This is a genomic window from Mycobacterium sp. SMC-4 (assembly GCF_050205565.1).
GTDB lineage: Bacteria > Actinomycetota > Actinomycetes > Mycobacteriales > Mycobacteriaceae > Mycobacterium.
Map to the genome: position 1 here is coordinate 115,197 of NZ_JBNMQU010000011.1, position 18,833 is coordinate 134,029.

Annotated in this window: 20 protein-coding genes; 11 read left to right on the top strand and 9 right to left on the bottom strand. The window is 67.0% G+C overall.

The window, feature by feature from the left end; all coding sequences use genetic code 11:
- The first annotated feature begins 82 nt into the window (after positions 1-82).
- Positions 83-1,471, top strand: a complete 1,389-nt coding sequence (locus ACQI46_RS19415) for an oxygenase MpaB family protein (RefSeq protein WP_427095670.1) — start codon at positions 83-85, stop codon at positions 1,469-1,471.
- On the opposite strand, the gene ACQI46_RS19420 is transcribed toward ACQI46_RS19415, so the two are convergent.
- A complete protein-coding gene (locus ACQI46_RS19420; RefSeq protein ID WP_427095671.1) occupies positions 1,468-1,743 on the bottom strand; it encodes a hypothetical protein in 276 nt (91 codons plus the stop codon). The two genes, ACQI46_RS19415 and ACQI46_RS19420, sit on opposite strands and share 4 nt — an antisense overlap.
- Before the next feature lie 261 nt (positions 1,744-2,004).
- Between ACQI46_RS19420 and ACQI46_RS19425 the strand changes: the two genes are divergently transcribed.
- Entirely contained in the window at positions 2,005-2,154 is a 150-nt protein-coding gene (locus ACQI46_RS19425; RefSeq protein WP_427095672.1) for a hypothetical protein, read from the top strand.
- A 57-nt stretch (positions 2,155-2,211) separates the two neighbouring features.
- Positions 2,212-4,776, top strand: coding sequence for an ABC transporter (locus ACQI46_RS19430; protein ID WP_427095673.1), 2,565 nt, complete (start codon positions 2,212-2,214; stop codon positions 4,774-4,776).
- Here ACQI46_RS19430 and ACQI46_RS19435 read toward each other — a convergent pair.
- The 3 genes from ACQI46_RS19435 to ACQI46_RS19445 all read right to left on the bottom strand — a co-directional run bounded on the left by ACQI46_RS19435 (position 4,745) and on the right by ACQI46_RS19445 (position 7,685).
- Positions 4,745-5,665 carry a serine hydrolase gene (locus ACQI46_RS19435; protein WP_427095674.1) on the bottom strand — a complete coding sequence of 307 codons (921 nt, stop codon included), beginning with the start codon at positions 5,663-5,665 and terminating at the stop codon, positions 4,745-4,747. The two genes, ACQI46_RS19430 and ACQI46_RS19435, sit on opposite strands and share 32 nt — an antisense overlap.
- Positions 5,666-5,778: 113 nt before the next feature.
- Entirely contained in the window at positions 5,779-7,320 is a 1,542-nt protein-coding gene (locus ACQI46_RS19440) for an alpha/beta hydrolase fold domain-containing protein (protein ID WP_427095675.1), read from the bottom strand.
- A 74-nt stretch (positions 7,321-7,394) separates the two neighbouring features.
- Positions 7,395-7,685, bottom strand: a complete 291-nt coding sequence (locus ACQI46_RS19445; protein ID WP_427095676.1) for a hypothetical protein — start codon at positions 7,683-7,685, stop codon at positions 7,395-7,397.
- Positions 7,686-7,923: 238 nt separating this feature from the next.
- Between ACQI46_RS19445 and ACQI46_RS19450 the strand changes: the two genes are divergently transcribed.
- From ACQI46_RS19450 to ACQI46_RS19460, 3 genes are all read left to right on the top strand, one after another.
- Positions 7,924-8,124, top strand: a complete 201-nt coding sequence (locus ACQI46_RS19450) for a hypothetical protein (RefSeq protein WP_427095677.1) — start codon at positions 7,924-7,926, stop codon at positions 8,122-8,124.
- A gap of 111 nt (positions 8,125-8,235) precedes the next feature.
- Complete coding sequence (locus ACQI46_RS19455; protein ID WP_427095795.1) at positions 8,236-9,111, top strand: LLM class F420-dependent oxidoreductase; 876 nt, start codon at positions 8,236-8,238, stop codon at positions 9,109-9,111.
- Positions 9,112-9,134: 23 nt separating this feature from the next.
- Positions 9,135-9,917, top strand: coding sequence for an aminoglycoside phosphotransferase family protein (locus ACQI46_RS19460; protein ID WP_427095678.1), 783 nt, complete (start codon positions 9,135-9,137; stop codon positions 9,915-9,917).
- Here ACQI46_RS19460 and ACQI46_RS19465 read toward each other — a convergent pair.
- Positions 9,889-11,085, bottom strand: a complete 1,197-nt coding sequence (locus tag ACQI46_RS19465; RefSeq protein ID WP_427095679.1) for a lycopene cyclase family protein — start codon at positions 11,083-11,085, stop codon at positions 9,889-9,891. The two genes, ACQI46_RS19460 and ACQI46_RS19465, sit on opposite strands and share 29 nt — an antisense overlap.
- Positions 11,086-11,209: 124 nt before the next feature.
- On the opposite strand from ACQI46_RS19465, the gene ACQI46_RS19470 reads away from it, so the two are divergent.
- Positions 11,210-11,443, top strand: coding sequence for a hypothetical protein (locus ACQI46_RS19470; RefSeq protein ID WP_427095680.1), 234 nt, complete (start codon positions 11,210-11,212; stop codon positions 11,441-11,443).
- Between the two features lie 58 nt (positions 11,444-11,501).
- Here the strand turns inward: ACQI46_RS19470 and ACQI46_RS19475 are convergent, their stop codons facing one another.
- Complete coding sequence (locus tag ACQI46_RS19475) at positions 11,502-11,861, bottom strand: VOC family protein (protein WP_427095681.1); 360 nt, start codon at positions 11,859-11,861, stop codon at positions 11,502-11,504.
- Positions 11,862-11,949: 88 nt separating this feature from the next.
- Between ACQI46_RS19475 and ACQI46_RS19480 the strand changes: the two genes are divergently transcribed.
- Together ACQI46_RS19480 and ACQI46_RS19485 are read left to right on the top strand one after the other, a co-directional pair.
- Entirely contained in the window at positions 11,950-12,915 is a 966-nt protein-coding gene (locus ACQI46_RS19480) for a helix-turn-helix transcriptional regulator (protein ID WP_427095682.1), read from the top strand.
- A gap of 54 nt (positions 12,916-12,969) precedes the next feature.
- Positions 12,970-14,247: a cytochrome P450 gene (locus tag ACQI46_RS19485; RefSeq protein WP_427095683.1), complete on the top strand. Its 1,278-nt coding sequence runs from the start codon at positions 12,970-12,972 to the stop codon at positions 14,245-14,247.
- A 9-nt stretch (positions 14,248-14,256) separates the two neighbouring features.
- On the opposite strand, the gene arr is transcribed toward ACQI46_RS19485, so the two are convergent.
- Complete coding sequence (arr, locus tag ACQI46_RS19490) at positions 14,257-14,685, bottom strand: NAD(+)--rifampin ADP-ribosyltransferase (protein WP_427095684.1); 429 nt, start codon at positions 14,683-14,685, stop codon at positions 14,257-14,259.
- A gap of 139 nt (positions 14,686-14,824) precedes the next feature.
- Positions 14,825-16,267 carry a GntP family permease gene (locus ACQI46_RS19495; protein WP_427095685.1) on the bottom strand — a complete coding sequence of 481 codons (1,443 nt, stop codon included), beginning with the start codon at positions 16,265-16,267 and terminating at the stop codon, positions 14,825-14,827.
- Positions 16,268-16,386: 119 nt separating this feature from the next.
- Here ACQI46_RS19495 and ACQI46_RS19500 point away from each other — a divergent pair, with 119 nt between their 5' ends.
- On the top strand, positions 16,387-16,827 hold the full coding sequence (locus ACQI46_RS19500) for a hypothetical protein (protein ID WP_427095686.1): 441 nt from the start codon (positions 16,387-16,389) through the stop codon (positions 16,825-16,827).
- 3 nt (positions 16,828-16,830) lie between these two features.
- Here ACQI46_RS19500 and ACQI46_RS19505 read toward each other — a convergent pair whose 3' ends face one another.
- Positions 16,831-18,090 (bottom strand): CynX/NimT family MFS transporter, encoded by a 1,260-nt coding sequence (locus tag ACQI46_RS19505; RefSeq protein WP_427095687.1) that lies wholly within the window; start codon positions 18,088-18,090, stop codon positions 16,831-16,833.
- A 47-nt stretch (positions 18,091-18,137) separates the two neighbouring features.
- Between ACQI46_RS19505 and ACQI46_RS19510 the strand changes: the two genes are divergently transcribed.
- A complete protein-coding gene (locus ACQI46_RS19510) occupies positions 18,138-18,806 on the top strand; it encodes a FadR/GntR family transcriptional regulator (protein WP_427095688.1) in 669 nt (222 codons plus the stop codon).
- Positions 18,807-18,833 lie beyond the last annotated feature (27 nt).

Below are 18,833 nucleotides of genomic sequence, written 5' to 3' on the forward strand. Positions count from 1 at the left end.
AGTCGGAACAGCCATTCACATCACAGTGGTCGTGAGCTAACGTCGTAATCAGTGCCCTGTATCACTGCGTTAGGACTGCTTCATGACTGTGACCGGTGAGCGTCCAGAAATCCTGGTCGACGACGTGGATTTCAATCGACGCGACCATCCCGAGCGGCCGCTGCGGCCCATCCCGCCAGGCCGTGACCATTTCGCCGACCAGTGGCGGCAGATGCGTGAGTTCATGTTCGGCCAGTGGATCGACATCGACAAAGAGGTCCAACCCAACACGATCACGCGTCTGCGGGACGACTACTTCTGGCAGGCCGACGAGCACATGATCGGTGCGGTCGACGCGTTCGAGCGCCTCGGCCACGAGCGGGGCCGCGCGTTGTTCGAGCAGGCGCTGACCCAGGGCATCGACACCCTCGAAGATCCGCCGCAGGAGTTCGTCGAACTCTTCGAGCATCTCGACAACCTGGGTGACCAATTCGATCTCGTCGCCGCCGAACGGGGCCGAATGCTGGCCATGTCAGCCACCAAGGCCGCCAGCACGATCATCCAGGGCTGGGCGTTCTACGAGACCGCGATGACCGGCGATATCTCCGCGTCCACCGGGGCCACCGGGCGGTTCGCCGATGATGGTCCGCGCCGGTTCATCGAGACGGCGCGAGTCTTCTCGGAATTCACTCTGCCAGACATCTTCGACCGGCACTCGGAAGCCTTCCAGGACGTGGTGCGGGTGCGGCTGATGCACGCGATCGTCAGCCGGGGGCTGCGACGCAAGTGGGGTGACAAGGTCTACCTCAAGTTCGGCGAGCCCATCCCCGTGACGTCGCTGCTCGGTTTCGGCAGCGGCATGCTGCTCGGACGACTCGTCGATCACGCGTTCGGGCGCAAGCTGACTCGCCAACAACTCGACGACCTGGCCGAGTACTCGTCGTACTCCGGCCGCTTGTGGGGCGCCCCCGAACGTCTGCACTCGGCCGACGCGGTGGAGCTCATCAAGTCGCTGAACTACGTGCTGGCCAGGGGTGGCAACCCGTCGCCCTGGCGGGCCGAACTCGTCGACGCCATCGCCGGTCCGGACCACATCCAGACCCTGACCGACGCGCAACCCGACTGGGTGAAGAAGTTGGTGGCCCGCTACGCGAACCAGATCACAGCGACCATTGCGCTGGCCCCCGCCGGAGTCGTGTTCGGGTATCGGCAGATCGAGGCGATGATCGAAGGGACGCTTTTCGAGCCGCTGGGCTACAACTTCGAGCGCCGGGTGCAGATGTTCAAGAACTTCACCCAGCTCAACGTCGGAATCGCCATGGTCACCGACAGACTGCCGTTCTCCAATCCGATCCGGGAACACCGGAAAAAGACCGGGGCGGATGCGCGCGCTCGAATCGCCATGCTGAGCAAGATCGCCCAGAGACGGCAGATCCCGCTGACCTACAGCCACCACGACCGCTCGGTCGAGGGTGAGACCTTCACCGGCTAGGGAAACGGCCCGGCCGGAGTGGAGCCGGTCGTGCAACGTAACTGGTCGAGGAAATCTGCGAAGGCCGCGTCGCGGTACGCGCGCACGGCTTCGGGGTCAGGCCGGGGCATCGTGAGAGCCGCGGTCCACACCGCGAGTACTCGTCCCGTGGCGACGACGTCGAACACCTCCAACGTCGCCGCGTAGTCGAGCACTGCTCCCGACAGGGGTGTCCGGCGCGCGCGGCATTCGCGGTCCGACAACGCGCAGAGCTTGTCGATCACCGTGGGCATGTCACCCGATGGAACATCGATATCCCTACGGCACTGGATGATCGTCATCTCGGATCCCCTCGGTGAGGTGTCATGCTGGGATGAACCAACTCTCGCGTTTCCCGGTTGCCGCGTCGACGTGGTTGTCCTCCAACCGGCGCTGGGCTTCCCCGTACCCGGTTCTTCCGGCTATCCGTATTGACATCGCACCAGTGCAGTGATCAATGGTGAGAAACCACATCTCTGCGGGTATGCAAGACCGACCCCGATCGAAGGAGCTTCGTGAGTACGCCTGATCACGCAGAGAACACCGGCGACAATCTTCGCCACGCCGCCGAAGTGCAGAAGGACGCGCAGGAAGACGGAACCGATATCCAGGAATCGTCCGGTGGCGACGCCCCCGTCGGTACGCCGCCCGACTTCAACACCTGAGCGCTGAGGCCCGGGCGTCGCCGCGCGGCGCGCGGACTGCCTGGACGCTCGTACACAATGGGTCAGGTGGATGACGGTACTGGCGTGAGCGGACACGAACCGGACCCGCACATCCGCGTCTACGCGTCCAGGGTGCACAACCTGAAGACCGTGGACGTCGCCGCCCCGCGCGATTCGTTCGTCGCGTTCACCGGGGTGTCGGGGTCCGGCAAGTCGTCGCTGGCGTTCGGAACCATCTACGCAGAGGCGCAGCGCCGGTACTTCGAATCCGTGGCGCCCTACGCCCGCCGGTTGCTGCTGCCGCAGGACGCGCCCAAAGTCGACGACATCACCGGACTGCCACCCGCGGTCGCACTGCAGCAGCGCCGCGGCACCGCGACGTCACGGTCGACCGTCGGCACCGTCACCACGCTGTCGAACCTGTTGCGCATGCTGTTCTCCCGCGCCGGAACATATCCGCCCGACGCGACCGAGCGGCTGGACTCCGACGCGTTCTCCCCGAACACCACGATCGGTGCGTGCCCGCAGTGCCACGGCCTGGGGCGCATCCACGAAGTGACCGAACAGACGCTGGTGCCCGACCCGTCGCTGACCATTCGCGAAGGTGCGGTAGCGGCCTGGCCGGGAGCCTGGCAGGGGCAGAACCTGCGCGACATCCTCATCACGCTGGGCTATGACATCGACAAGCCGTGGCGCAAACTCCCCAAGCGGCAACGCGATTGGATTCTCTTCACCGAAGACCAGCCCACCGTCGAGATCGACCCGAGCCGGCACCCGGTCACCGCTGACTACTACTACAACGGCACGTTCTCCAGTGCCGAGCGCCACGTTCGTCACACGCTGGCCAACTCGCAGAGCGCCGCGATGCGGCGCCGGGTGCTGCAATACGTCAACAGCACCGACTGCCCGGTGTGCGACGGCTCCGGCCTGCGACCCGAAGCACTGGCGGTGACGTTCGCCGGCGCCACCATCGCCGAACTGGTGGCTCTGCCGCTGACGACGCTGGCCGGTGTTCTGACCCCGGCGGCCACCAGGACGGAGTTCGCCGCCGCCTTCGAATCCACGGAGTCCGGCGAATTCACCGAAGTGGCAACGATGATCGCCGCCGATCTGGTGGCACGCATAGGCGTCCTGGTCGACCTGGGCCTGGGATACCTGAGCTTGAACCGCCGCACCCCGACGGTGTCGCCCGGGGAACTGCAACGCCTGCGGCTGGCGACCCAGCTGCGGGCCGGCCTGTTCGGTGTCCTCTACGTGCTCGACGAACCCTCGGCCGGCCTGCATCCGGCCGACGCAGAACCGCTGCTCGATGTGCTGGACAGCCTTCGCCGCGCAGGGAATTCGCTGTTCGTGGTCGAGCACGACATGGACGTGGTGCGCCGCGCGGACTGGATCGTCGATGTGGGGCCCGGCGCGGGAGAGCTGGGTGGCGAGGTGCTCTACAGCGGACCGGTCGCCGGCCTGGCCGAGGTCGAGGACTCCGTCACCCGGCGCTACCTGTTCGCCGAAGGTCCGTCTGACCAGCGCGCCGTCCGCGCACCCGTCGGGGTGATGCGATTGCGGGGCATCACGTTCCACAACCTGCACGATGTCGATGTCGATATCCCGTTGGGCGCGTTCGTCGCTGTCACGGGGGTGTCAGGGTCCGGCAAGTCGACGTTGGTCTGCAAAGTGCTCGGGGATGTGATGGCCCGGCAACTGGGCAGGGCCGTCGAGCCCGCCGACGACGGCACCGACAGCGACGCCGAACTCCTCGACATCGACATCGACTCCAGTGCCGGCGTGACCGTCGACGGCGCCGAGCTGATCGACCGTCTCGTCACCGTGGATCAGCGACCGATCGGACGCACCCCGCGGTCGAACCTGGCCACCTACACCGGGCTCTTCGATGCCGTCCGGAAAGCCTTCGCCGACACCGACGAAGCACGCCGGCGCGGCTGGACCGCCGGTCGCTTCTCGTTCAACGTGGCCGAGGGCCGGTGCGCCACCTGCCAGGGTGAGGGTTTCGTGGCCGTCGAGCTGTTGTTCCTGCCCGGCACCTACGCCACTTGCCCTGCGTGCAACGGGGCCCGCTACTCCGATGAGACGCTGGACGTCACCTACCGTGGCCGCACCATCGCCGACGTGCTGGCCCAGACCGTCGACGAGGCTGCCGAATTCCTCGTCGAATTGCCTGGGGCTGCACGCAGTTTGGCGACTCTGCGGGAGGTCGGACTCGGGTATCTGCGCCTCGGTCAACCGGCGACCGAACTGTCCGGCGGTGAGGCGCAACGCATCAAGCTGGCCACCGAGTTGCAACGCGCCAAACGTGGGCACACCCTGTACGTGCTCGACGAGCCCACCACGGGACTGCATCCAGCCGACGTCGAGTTGCTCGAACGTCAGCTGCACCGCCTGGTCGACGCCGGTAACACTGTAGTGGTCGCCGAGCACGACATGTCGGTGGTGGCGCGAGCAGACCACGTCATCGATCTCGGACCGGGCGGTGGTGACGACGGGGGGACGGTGGTGGTGGCCGGCCCGCCCGGGGTGGTCGCCGCGCACGAAATCAGCCGCACGGCACCATATCTGGCCGCGCAACTCGGCGCGGTCAAATCCGCCCGGCCGGAAACATCGTCTTGACCGCCCGGGTCATGTTGTCGCGGGCGGTGGCCGCACCAGTAGGGTCCAGCGAGCCGATTGCCATGACATAGCGGCGGTCGGGTCCGATGATGCCGGTCGACACATGCAGCTGGTTGCCGCCGTTCCAGCAGCAGAACCAGCCCTGCTTGACCGCTACCGTCTCAGCCGGGAGGCCGTCGGGTATGCCGAACCGTTGGGGGTACCCGTCGAGTCCGGTCGGCGTGAATCGTGCCAGATTGCCGACGATGATCTCGGCCTGCTCGGGAGGCAACCCGCCCCGGCCGGCCAGCAGCATGTCGTAGTAGCGGACGAGATCACCTGCGGTGCTCTGCGTGACGTCCCACTTGCTGTTGTCGTAGGGCGCCGTCGTGCCGGTCAACCCGTAGCGGGCGACGATGCGCGAGATTATTGCGCTGCGGCCGTTGCGATTCCAAAACGTCTGAGCGGCACCGTCATTGGAAGCGCTCAACATCGAGTCGAGCGATGCGCGGTCGGCGGGAGAAAGCTCGGTCTTACCTTCGGCCACCTGCAGGAGCAGGTCGTCGGCGATGAAGAGCTTCACCACTGACGCGATGGGGAACGGTCTGTTGTCGCCATTGGAGAGCGTCTGACCGGTGGTGCGGTCCATGACGACGAGCTCGATGTCGGCGCCGGATTCGGCCGCTTGCGCGGTAGCTTGCCCGATGCGGGCCTCGAGACCGTCGAACGGAGCCTGCTGGACGAACGGGGCTTCGGTCGGCGGGGCCTGGGGCGCGATGACCGGGGCCTGCGGACGCTGACCGTCCGTCGGGGGAGCGCCCTGCACCTCGGCAGCGCATGCACTGACCAGCAGCGCTGCACAAACAGTCGCGCTGGTGGCCAGGGCAGATTTGAGTAGCCGCCGACGCATGAGTCTCCTCCGGGTAGATCGCTGAATCAGCGAATGGGTCCACGCTGCGCCCACTGGTTACCCAGCCTACTCAACCGTCTCACCTGGTCGGTGTGGCGTGATTGCGGACTCGACTACGCGGCGTGGCGGCGCACCCGCGGTCGATCGCCGGTTCCCAGCAAGTCCTGGTACACGCTGGCGCGGTCCTCGTGCGCGTCCGGTAGGAACGGAAAGGTGAACCAGTCGTGAATCAGCCCTTTGCGCAGCCGGAACTCAACATCCGGAATCTGTTCGGCCAGCACGCGATCGCGCAACCGCAGGGTGTCCACAGTGATCAGATCCAGTGACGAGCTGTACACATACGTCGGCGGCAATCCCTCGAGGGCGCCGAACAGCGGGCTGGCCTGCGGGTTCGTGGCGCCGGCCGTCCCAGCCCACTTTTCACCCGCACGGATGAGATTGGTGAGGTCCAGCAGCGGGTCCGGGATCCGCGCGCTGCGCGGATCGCTCATCGACACGTCCAACCACGGCGCCAACAGAACCAGCCGGGAGGGGAGGCGGGAGTTACGGCGGACCAGCTCCTGGACCGCGGCCAGCCCCAATCCGCCACCGGCGGAATCGCCGATGACGCTGACATTCCGGGCGCCCCGCTCGTCGATCACCGCCGTGATGAAGTCGGCGGTGCGCGGTACTTCACTGGCAGCGGTACCTCCGGCGGGGACGAGGGTCTGCAGCGGCACGATGACCGTCGCTCCGGTATCGCGGGCCATATCGACGTAGGTCCACCAGTGGAAGATGCTCGCCGTGGCCATGTAGGCGCCGCCGTGCAGAGCGACGATGGCTTTGTCCGTGGGGTTCTTCCGCGGCGTCAGAGTCCAGACCTTCATGCCTTCGAACTCGGAACGCTCGACGTTCAGACCCGCCCTGAGGAAGAACGGTGGGATCCCGTCGGTGAAGAACGGGACCTTGAGGCTGGTGAACGCGAGTAGGCCACCGAACGGCTTCAGCACGGCCTGCAAGACGTACAACCCGGCGGTCACCACGTTGTGAACGAAGGAGGGCTCGCCCGTGTACAGGTCTGCCACGTCCTCGAGCGGATCCGACGGCGCAGTCGTGGTGGCGACGCCCGCTTCCCGGGTATCGGCTGCTTCGGGTTGTGTTGCCGCCGTGGGTGTTTCGACGGACTGCCGGCGAGCCGAACCGAGTAGCGTCCATATCCCCGGGGCCACACTGGGCGGCTCCGCCGGGGTGGTGGTGCCCTCGGCCACCCGCCGCGCGGGCGTGTCGGAGATCGGCCGAACAGCAGGGGTGCCGGTGGTGGCGACCGCCTCGATGTCCGGCTCCGGCTGCGCCTCCGCGGGAGCCGGCGTTGGTTCTTCGTCGAGGACATCGACGTCGGGTGCCGTGTCGACCTCGTCGACTGCGGGGTGGCGGCTGCTGTTGGTCGCAGATCGGTCGGCGGTGCGCGATCGGGTCTCTGCGGTGGCTCGTCGGGAGGGCGCGTCCGAGGACCGCGGTTGGGACGGCGTCGACACGGATGACTGGGTGCCTCGCCCGGTGTCGTTCCCGTCGGCCGAAGCCGGCGCGGCGGCACTGCAGGCGATGACGGCGCCCGCTCCGACGGCGAGGGCCAGACCTCCGATCCGCACTGTCGTCAGTCGGTTCCGATCGGTCATCGTGGCCCGCCTTCGTCATCGGTCCGGCTCACCGTACTGCTGAGCGACCGCACGAATCAATAGCCGAGACGGCCTCACTCGCCGCCGTGGACGGCAGCGAAGATGAGCAGCGTCACCAGCAGCGCCACCAAGCCGAGGACGCCACCGATCACCGCGTCCAGTCGATTGGTGGCTCGACCACGGTCTGCGCGATCGAATCCGGCGATGCCAGTGATGACAGCCCCGATCGCCGCGGGAATGGAGACGAAATCGCCGATGACGGGAACGAAGACGAACACGATGGCCACGACGCCGAGAACCAGGGCGGCCTGTCCTGCACCGTTCTGGGGGTGGGACCGTTCGCTGCCGCGCCGCGCGACCCTCAATGGAGTACGGCTTGCGAGGCGCCGCCCCATTGCGAGGCGACATGAACGATGCCCAAAGAGTCCTCCGACCGAGGCGTTGCGTTGTGTCATCGGAGACTACCGACACTTGCCGGCAGATGCGCTTCGTATGAGAGCAGGCCAAGGTCCGTCTTGATTCCGTAAAGACGGTGGCGCCCGCGGGAATGCTCCAGATGCAATGGGGGCATGGCAATCACGATGCGGATCAGGTGAGACCGCGATGGAATCGTCATGGATCGATCTTGTCGAGCTGTTGGGAGTGATGGCCGTCCCGGCGTCCGTGCTACTGCTGTGCCGGCTGCTGAATCGGCGCTGGGACCGGGCCGCCGCGCTGCGTGAGTCCGATGTCCCCGACCGCCGCCGGGCGCCGGAACGTACGGGTCCGACCACGATGCGGTCGGCACGCCTGACCCATCGATGATGGGCCGGGCCCTCGAGGACGAGAAGCTGGCAGCATCCGACTCCGCGCCGACATCGTGCCAACTGTGCAGATCCCGGAATGCCCGTCGCAACCACCAGGCTTGGACTCGACATGGAACTCGGATTTCACGTACCTGTCTTCGACATCGACGGCGGCACCACCGCGATCGCCGGCGAGCTCGCCCGTGTCGGTGAGGCTGCCGAAGCGAGCGGCGCCACCTGGTTGTCCTTCATGGACCACTTCTTCCAGATCGAGCCCACAGGTCTGCCGGCCGAGGCGAACATGCTCGAGGGTTACACCACGCTGGGCTACCTGGCGGCACACACCCAGCGCCTCGACCTCGGGCTGTTGGTCACCGGCGTGACCTACCGGCACCCCGGGCTGCTGGCCAAGATCGTCACCACCGTCGACGTGCTGTCCGGGGGCCGCGCCGTGCTCGGCATCGGCGCCGCCTGGTTCGAGCGCGAACACCTCGGCCTGGGAGTGCCGTATCCCGCGCTGTCGGAGCGTTTCGAGCGTCTCGAGGAGGCACTGCAGATCTGCGCGCAGATGTGGGATCCGCAGAACAACGGACCCTACGAGGGCAAGCACTACCAGCTGGCAGAGACGTTGTGTGCGCCGCAACCGATCAACCGACCGAGGGTGTTGATCGGTGGCGGCGGCGAGCGCAAGACGTTGCGGCTCGTCGCGCAGTACGGCGACGCCTGCAACCTGTTCGGCTCCTCGCCCGCCGACGTCGCCCACAAACTCGACGTGCTGCGACGGCACTGCGACGACGTCGGCCGCGACTTCAACGACATCCGCGTGACGATCTTGGGCAGCGACCCCGCCCTCGGCCCGGACACCGTCGACGAATTCGTCCGTGCCATGGCCGATTACGCCGCACTGGGTGTTCACACGGCGATCGTCATGCCCACCGGCGGAGCCCCCGCATCCTGGATCGACGCGATCGCGCCCGCGGTGCCGAAGCTGGCCGAACTGGGCTGAACCCGACCTGCCATCCTGGATGGGTGACCGTCCTCGACGATCTGGTCGCCGACTGGGGCCTCGTGCCCGACGGAGACGCACGTGGCAGCGGCCGCACCGCGGTCCTGCCCGTGCGCGCCGACGGCAGCCCGGCCGTCCTGAAGGTGGGTGGCTCCGAGCAGGCGCATTTGGCGCTGCGCCGCTGGAACGGTGACGGAGCGGTGCGTCTGCTGCGCGCCGACCCACGTCGCAACGCGGTGCTCGTCGAACGGCTGGGTGACACGTCGCTCGAGTCCCTGTTCGACGCGCAGGCCTGCGAGGTGATCGGCGGGCTCTATGCGCAACTCCACGTCCAGGCTCTGCCGCAGTTGTCTTCTCTGGCAATATGTTTCGAGCAATGGGCCGAGGAGTTCACCGCGCTACCCAACAACGCGCCGCTGCCACATCGGCTGATCGAGCAGGCTGCCACCCTGTGCGGCGAGCTTCGGGACGAGCCGAGCGACGCACTGCTGCACGGAAACCTGCACTACGCCAATGTCCTTGCCGCCGAACGGTCACCATGGCTCGCCATCTCGCCCACCCCGATCAACGGTGACCCTGCGTACGAGATCGCTCCGATGCTCTGGCACCGGTGGGATGACATCGCAGACAACGTCCGATTCGCAACGCAGCGCCGGTTCTACGCCCTGATCGACTCCGCCGGCCTCGACGAGGACCGGGCCCGCGCCTTCACAGTCGTACGGCTCGTGCACCGCGCGACGCAGGTTCTCGACGACCCTCACGAGGTGACGAAGCTGATCACCCTCGCCAAAGCTGTTCAGGACTGACGTTGGTACGCAGCGGCGGGAGCACCGCCGGGGTGACGAGCCGACGCCGCATCCGACCGTCTGACACCCGGAACAGGTGAGCCAGCGTGGCGACGTTGGCCCGGATGTCGTCACGAGATGTCAAGTAGGTCCAGCGATGCGCGTCGGGCAGAGCGAAGAACTGCTCGAAGAAGCCGGGAACTTCGCTCGGCGGCATGCGCAGCAGGGCCTCCAAGCCGATCCTGCGCAGGCGATGGACCACCCGCGCGGCCGGCGACCAGACGACCCCTCGGGCGGTCGCCAACGCCTCATCCGGATCGCCGGGCAGGTGGGCGGCGAGCGCAGCAGCGACCCGCGGAGCCAGCGTCAACGAGGTGGCCACGCTGAACCCCGTCGCCGGATGGATCAACGGCGCGGCGGCTCCGAAGCCGACCACACCCGACCCGCGATGACGCGGTTGGTCCACCGGAAACGAAACCCTCTCGCTCCGAGCACCTTTCGGAGCATCGATACCGTGGTGTGCGAGCCGGGCCTGCAGTCGCCGACGCAGGGTGGACAGCGGCAGGCCGGGACGTCGGGCCAGCGATGTCTCCTCGACCAGCACTCGGCCGCCTCCCAACGGAATGACGTAGACGAACGTCGGCCAGCCCGTCTCTCCGTGATCGGCACGCCAGTCCATGAACAGCGCTTCCCCGGGCGCCACCAGGGGCGCGGCGAGGTCCGCGTCGAGAACCAGCCCGTAAGCCGTTTGTTCTGCCGGGATTCGTCGTGACGACGGCGCAGCGAGAGGGCGCCCGCGGCCGGCGGCGTCCACGAGAACCCGGGCGCGTAACACCGATCCGTCGGCCAGCGTGACCGCGCCGCGCTGTGAGGAGTCGACGACCCGCCCGGTGTGCACTCGCACGCCGGACAGACCTTCGGTGAGATGCGCGTGCAGAGCCGGAATGTCGAGTACGGCGTATTCCCAACCCAGATGGTGCTCGGTCACCGCGATCGCCCGGCCGGCGGCCCGCGCCGCCACCACCGACTCGGGCAGATCGTCCGGCAACTCTGCGCTCCACATCCCGTATGTCGACGGCCAGGGCCGCTCCGGCGCAGGATCGATCAACCCGGTGTCCAGGCCGCGGCGTGCACACGCCCCGGCGAGCGCCATCCCTGCGGGGCCTCCGCCGACCACCAAGACGTCCATGCCTCCATCCTGCCTGTGCGCCCACCGAGGGAATGTTCCAGCGTCGTCACCCGTTGCGCAGGACAGGATGCGGCATAGCCGCTCCTGATGAAATTCGTTTATTTCCAAAGGAAGAGGTGATCTTGTGAAGAAAGTCACTCTGAGCGGACTTGTCGCCACAGGCACGATCGCCGGCGTACTCGGCTTCGCCTCCCCGGCGTATGCGGACGACGGTGGCTTGGATTACACATTCGGTGGTACCGGCAACAGCTGGGCCTACAACAACGGATACGGCCTGGACGACCGCAACAATCCGTGGCTCGACAAGCTGTACCCGAACGTCAAGGTCCCGACGGTCGACACGTCGGTCCGCAACTAGTTCTCTTCGATCGTGTGAGGGCACCCCCGCCGGGGGTGCCCTCACACGTATGCGGTCATCAGTCGAGCGGGGCCACCCGGATCAGATTGCCGTCCGGGTCGGCGATGAGAAACGTACGACCGAAGACGTCGTCGTGCGGCGCCTGGATCACAGTGACTCCCTTCTGCGCCCACCGGCGGTACTGCTCGTCGATTCGTTCCGGCCCGCCGGCGAGGTTCAGCGACACCTCGCTGGTGCGACCGGCCGCGAAATCACCTGTGCCCCTGGACCACAGGGCCAGCTGAACATCCTGCGCGAGGTCGAAGGCGATGAACGCGGGACTTTCGAAACTCGGTTCCATCTCGAAGAGTTCGGAATAGAAGCGCGCTGACGCTGCGGCATCGGACACGTAGACGATGAACATGTTCGGCTTGGGCATGAGAACCTCCGGTCGTCGGAAATAGGGGCTTCTCAGGATGCGGTGAATACATGACTGAAACTGTCATATTTTCTGCCATGCTGAGCCCATGACGCCGGACCGCTTCTTCTCGCTGGTGTTTCTGCTGCAGACCCGCGAAAACGTGACGAGCGAAACTCTCGCCGAACAACTCGGTGTCTCCACACGCACGGTGCTCCGCGATCTGCAGTGGCTCCAGGAAGCCGGGCTGCCGGTACTGGTGCAGCGCGGTCGCCATGGTGGAGTGCGGCTGCTGCCCGGGGGCGCGCTGGACACCACACGGCTGACCCCCACGGAACGCGACCAGCTCGCACTGCCCGGGCTCGACGATTCGCAGCGCCGCCAGCTGGGTGGAGCGGCCGACGACCGTCGGGCCCGCGCGAAACTCCTGGCCCATGGCCCGACGGACGTCCTGCCGATCAGCGCCGTCGTCACGTCCGACAACACGCCGTGGTTCGGCGGAGAGGTGCACGGCGCGAACCCGAGCACCCTCATCGGCGACATCCGGCGCGGAGTCCGGCTGCGTATCCACTACCGGCGCTCCACCGAGCCGGAACCGACCTGGCAGGTCGTCGACCCCTACGGGCTGCTCGCGAAGGCGGGGCGGTGGTACCTGGTCGCCGAGTCGCGCCGCAAGCCCCGCCTGTATTCCCTGGAACGGCTCGCCGACTGGCGCGTGCTCGAAGCGCCCCGCCGTTTGCACCACGGCACACTCGCCGAGGTCGCGGGCGCGCTGACGGAACACTGGGAGACCGGCGAGACTTTCCCGGTCCGCGCGCTGCTGGGCGCCGCTCACCTGGACCGCGCCCGACGCATCCTCGGCTCGAGGCTGACCGACGTGGTGCCCGTCGACGACCGCTCGTACCGGATCGAGGTCGCGTGCCGCGACCTCGAAGATGTCCGGCAGCTGCTGCCGTTCGCCGGCAGCCTGACCGTCCTGGATCCGCCCGAAGCTCGGGTCCGCATGCGCCAACTCGCGCAACAGCTGGTCGACGATCACCCGACGGTCCGTGCGGGCCTTGTCAAAAGTACTTGATACTGTAACGGTGATGTACGCCACGATCCTGGCCGCCCGGGAGGAGCCGCACTCATGACTGACTTCGACACGGTCGACTACTTCACCGATCCCTCGCTGGTCCCCGATCCGCACCCGTACTACGACCACATCCGGGCCAAGGATCCCGTGTGTTGTCCGATCAACAACGGTGTCCTCGCGGTCACCGGATGGGAAGCAGCCAACACGGTGTACAAGGACAGCGAGAACTTCTCCTCGTGCGTCGCCGTCATGGGTCCCTTCACGCCGATGCCGTTCACCGCCGAGGGCGACGACATCAGCGAACTGCTCGAGAAGCACCGCACCGAGATCCCGATGTTCGAGCACATGGTCACGATGGACCCGCCGCAACACACCGACGCGCGTTCGATCCTGGCCCGGCTGCTGACGCCCAAGCGGCTCAAGGAAAACGAAGACTTCATGTGGCGGCTGGCCGACCGGCACATCGACGAGTTCATCGCCGACGGCAAATGCGAGTTCCTGGCCGCATATGCGAAGCCGTTCTCGCTGCTGGTCGTTGCCGACCTGCTCGGGGTCCCCGAGGAAGACCACGAAGACTTCCGCGAGGCGTTCGGCGCCGAGCGCCCCGGTACCAACATCGGCGGCCTCGACCACGAGGTCATCTCCGCCAACCCGCTGGAGTGGGCCGACGAGAAGTTCGCGCGCTACATCGAAGAACGCCGGGAGAACCCGCGCGACGACGTGCTGACCTCGATCGCCACCGCGAAGTACCCGGACGGCTCCACGCCCGAGGTGGTCGACGTGGTGCGCACCGCGACCTTCCTCTTCGCCGCCGGGCAGGAGACCACCGCCAAACTGCTGGGCGCCGCGATGCGTGTGCTCAGCGACCGGCCGGACATCCAGCAGCAGCTGCGCGACGACCGCAGCCTGATCCCGGTGTTCGTCGAGGAGTGCCTGCGGATGGACAGCCCGGTCAAGAGCGTGTTCCGGATGGCCCGCAAGACCACCACTCTCGGGGACACCCCGGTCCCCGCCGGCACCACGGTGATGGTCAGCCCCGGCGCGGCCAACCGTGACCCCAGCCGCTTCGACGATCCGCACGAATTCCAGCTCACCCGCAAGAACGTTCGCGAGCACATCGCGTTCAGCCGCGGCATCCACTCCTGCCCGGGAGCGCCGCTGGCCCGGGTGGAGGGCCGCGTCTCGATCGAGCGCCTCCTCGATCGGCTCGGCGACATCACGGTCAGCGAGGACAAGCACGGACCGATCGACGCGCGCCGCTACGAGTACGAACCGACGTTCATCCTGCGTGGGCTCAAAGAGATCAACATCGAGTTCACGCCGATCGGCTGAGGCGCCGTCTCAGTCGTAGATGACCGCGAGTCCTCGGCGGCGCAGGTCGTCGAGGTTCTCGCGGTAAGCCTGCAGGAACTCGGGTGAATGGCCCACCCAGTCGGTGAGCTCCCCGACGATTCGCACCGGTTCCCGGGTGCGGTACGAGTGGGTCGGGTTGCCCGGGAACTTCTTGTCGGTGACGTTCGGGTCGTCCTCGACGGAGCCCTGCGGCTTAACGATGTACACGCGTTCTCGGCCGGGCCCCGGCGCGAGTTCTGCGGCCAAGATCGCGGTCGCCAACACCTTCGTCATGTAGACGTGGTTGGAGACGCGTCCGGCTTCGAAGTTCGACGGATGCCCCGCCACGAGCAGATCCCCGACCTTCAGGTCGGCTTTCGTGCCGTGGAAGAACGCGCCTGACTCGTGCACGGTGAAGAACTCTGACGTGTCGCTCATGCGGTGATCAACCCCCTCTGTCTCAGTGGCCGTGCGATTCTGCACGAGCGCCGGGGTCTTGCCGCAAGCCCCCACCTCGGCCATATAGTGAGAGTGGGACGAGCTTTTCAGAGAGTGCATGGCCTTCCGGCGGGCCGCCTCAGCCCAGCGCCCACAATCCCAAACTGATCGCAAACGCGCTGAGCCCCAACGTCGTTTCCATCACCGTCCACGTCTTGAGCGTCGTCTTGACGTCCATGCCGAAGAACCGGCTGACCAACCAGAAGCCCGAGTCGTTGACATGCGAGAGGACGGTGGCACCGGCGGCAATCGCCATCACGAGCGCAGTGAGTTGCAGGTTGCCCAGGTCCGCCGCGGCGACCGCCGCACTGAGCAGACCGGCGGTCGTGGTCAGCGCGACCGTGGCCGAACCCTGCGCGACGCGCAGCAGCGTGGAGATGATGAACGCCTGCAGAATCAGTGAGATCCCGAGATTCGACAGCGATCCGCTCAACGCGTCACCGATGCCGCTGAGCCGCAACACACCGCCGAACATTCCGCCCGCGCCGGTGATGAGGATGATCGCGCAGATCGGGCCCAGCGACTTGTCCAGAATGTCGCTGACCGTGGCCATCGATCGACCGCGCAATCCCAGAGTCAGCGTGGCGACGATGACGGTGATCAACAGGGCCACCGAGGTGGTGCCCAGGATCATCAGGTACTCGGCCCAGGTGGCACCCTCTTCGATCACGCCCGCGGTCATCAAGGTGTCCAGGACGGTATTGAACGAGATCAGCACAAAGGGCAGCAGCAGCACGCCGAGGACGGTGACGAAGGACGGCGCGGTCCGTGTGACAGTGGTCGCGCCGCCGAGGCCGGAGCCGTCACCGTCGCCGGATCCGGCGACGTCGGAGTCGTCGCGGCCGTCGTTGAGCTCACCGAACAGCGTGGTCGGGATGTCGACGTGGACCCGCCTGCCGATCACCTGTGACACGAGGAACGCGCCGAGATACCACGATGCAATCGCGACCGGGACGCCGACGATGAGCGTGAGACCGATGCTGGCGCCGAGTAATTCGGCCGCCGCCACGGGCCCCGGATGCGGCGGGACCAACGCGTGCATCGCCGCGAAACCGCCGGCGGCGGGGAACGCATACAACAGCAGCGATCCGCCGAAGCGGCGTGCCACCGTCATGATGATCGGCAGGAAGACCACCAGGCCGGCATCGAAGAAAATCGGGAAGCCGAAGAGCAGCGCTGCCACGCCCAGCGCGAACGGTGCGCGTTTCTCTCCGAATCGGCCGATCAGAGTATCAGCGAGAACCTGTGCACCACCGGTGATTTCGAGAAGCCGACCGATCATGACGCCGAACCCGACCAGCAATGCCACCGAGCCCAGAGTGTTGGAGAAGCCGAACGACAGCGCGTCGGGAACATCGCCCACCGGGATTCCGGCCGCCAGCGCGGTCAACAGGCTGACCAACACGAGCGCGACGAACGCGTGCAGCTTCACCTTGATGATCAGAAACAACAGCAGCGCGACCGCGCCCGCCGCGATCAACAGAAGTGTGGCAGTTCCGTATGCCGGATCGATCGCTTCCACCTGGTCCCCTCACCGTGTCGACGTCGTCCCACGATCATGGGCCCTGGGCGACCTTTTGGGAACAGCCCGGGCCCTTCGCCCGTGCTAACGGCGCACGCCTTCGCGGCGATATGCGCGGTATGACGTGGTTGCGCCGGTTCGGCGCCCTGGCCGGAGCGGTGGGCGTGGTCGCGCTGATGGCGCCGACCGCGCATGCCCAGGCGTTCGCTCGCCTCGAGCCCGTCCCGGTGGCGGCGTCCCCGAGCTGCGGCGGACGGATCAGCGCCGAAGCCCAGACGACGACGGTGCAGACCGGCGCCGTGTTGACCGAGCGCGGCGTGCGGGTGGCGGTCAATTACGATGCGGGCGTCTACGACGGCAACTGCGCCATCACCGTCACGGCAACCTGGACCAACCTCGACACCGGGGCGACCGGGGCCGGCGACATCACCGCGGTGTCGACCATCGACGGACACTACGGTTTCATCGGCTACGCCAGCACCACATTCGTCACGGGCAGCGGCACCATCGTCGTCACCATGAGTTCGCACCCTGACGCGCAGATGCAGGTCATGACCTGACGCTCAGACGTACCTGGCCCGGCCGGCCAGTGCTCCGACGACGATCTGCGTCAGATAGACCCCGAGAAACATCAACCACGGCACCGTCCAGCTGTGCGTCAGATCGTGCAACAGGCCGAACAGAAACGGCCCGATACCGGCGAACAGATAACCCAAACCCTGTGCCATACCGGACAGCTGGGCGGTGTCCTCGGCGTTGCGGGCGCGTAGCGCGATCACCGCGAGCGCCAGCGCGAACACGCCCATGCCGACACCCAGCAACATGCTCCACAGCAACGGTTGCGCAGTTGGCGCGATCGTCAGGCCCAGCGCACCGATGAGCCCGACCGCGCCCAGTCCGACGATCCATGCGCTCTGGCTGGTACTGCGCGCGGCCAACGGTGCGATCACCAGCGCGATCGGGACGCCGACGAGGGAGGTCACTCCGACGAGCAGTCCCGCTCGAACGCTGTCGATGCCGTTGTCGATGAAAACCTGTGGGAGCCAGCCCATCACGATGTAGGCGAGGAAGGACTGGCAGCCGAAGAACAACGTCACCGTCCATGCCAGCCGGTTGCGCAACAACGATCGGCGACCGGTCACCGGGGTGGCTTCGGCGGCCCAGGCCCGGCCGTGTCGGCGCGACGCGGGCAGCCACACCAGCAGGGCGATGAACGCCACAGCAGCCCACGCCGCCAGCGCCACCCGCCATCCGCCCAGCGGGCCCTCCAGGCTCGGCGTGACCGCGGATCCGAGAGCACCGCCGCCCTGCAGCGCAGCGGTGTAGATGCCGGTCATCAGTCCGACCCGCAACGGAAACGAGCTTTTGATGACCACCGGGATCAGCACGTTGACCAGTGCGATCCCGCCGCAGGCGACCAGTGTCGCCGCGATCACCACGTGCGGGCCGTCGAGGGTGCGGGCGAAGAGTCCGACGGTCACCGCCGCCAACGCCAGCGAGATCGTGCGGTCGAGCCCGATGCGGGACGCCAGGCGCGGGGCCGTCAAGCCGGCGGCCGCGAAGCACAGCGTGGGCACGGTGGTCAGCAGACCGGCCCATGTCGCCGAGACCCCCAACTCGGCACGCATCGGGTCCAACAGTGGGGCCACGCTGGTGACGGCGGGCCGCAGGTTCAGTGCGGTCAACACGACGGCGAACGCCAACAGCGCACTTCCGGCGAACAGCGGTACGGGATTGCGGTCCAACTCGATGGCGGCGGCTCGGACGGAGGCATGTTGGGCCTCCGAAGCCATCCCGTCGTTGCCCTGCGGACCTCGTGCCATCCTGCTAATGTGCCATACATCCCATGATTGGTTGAAAGGGTTTTCCTGTGCCTTTGACCACTGCGCGACGATCGGGCCTGGTCGACCAGGTCATCGAACAGTTGCGGATGTCGGTCAGGAGTGGGGAGTGGCCGATCGGGCAACGCATCCCCAACGAGACCGTCCTGGTGCAGTCGCTGGGCGTGGGCCGCAACACCGTGCGTGAGGCGGTGCGGGCGCTGGCCCACGCCGGAATCCTGGAGGTGCGGCAGGGTGATGGGACCTACGTGCGCGCCACCAGTGAGGTATCGGGTGCGTTGCGCCGGCTGTGCGGCAGCGAACTGCGCGACGTGCTACAGGTGCGGCGCGCGCTCGAGGTCGAGGGTGCCCGGGCCGCCGCAGCGTGCCGCACCGAAGACGACCTCAGCCAGTTACGCGCCGTCCTCGCCCACCGCGACGCGTGTCTGGCTGCGGGAAACACCGACGAATTCGCCCGCGCAGACGCACAATTTCACTTCGCGATCGTGGCCGCCTCGCACAATCCGACGCTCACCGAGCTGTACCGCGGACTGATGGAGGCCATCGCCGCCAGCGTCGCCACGGGGCTCGAGTCCCCGGCCCGGATCGTCGATCATGGTGTGCTGCTGGACCACATCGCCGCCGGCGATGTGGACGCCGCCGCGCGCACGGCCGCCGAACTGCTCGACGTCCTGCTGGCCGAGCTTGCCGACTGCTGACGTGCCGTCAGTGCCCTTGTCGGAGGG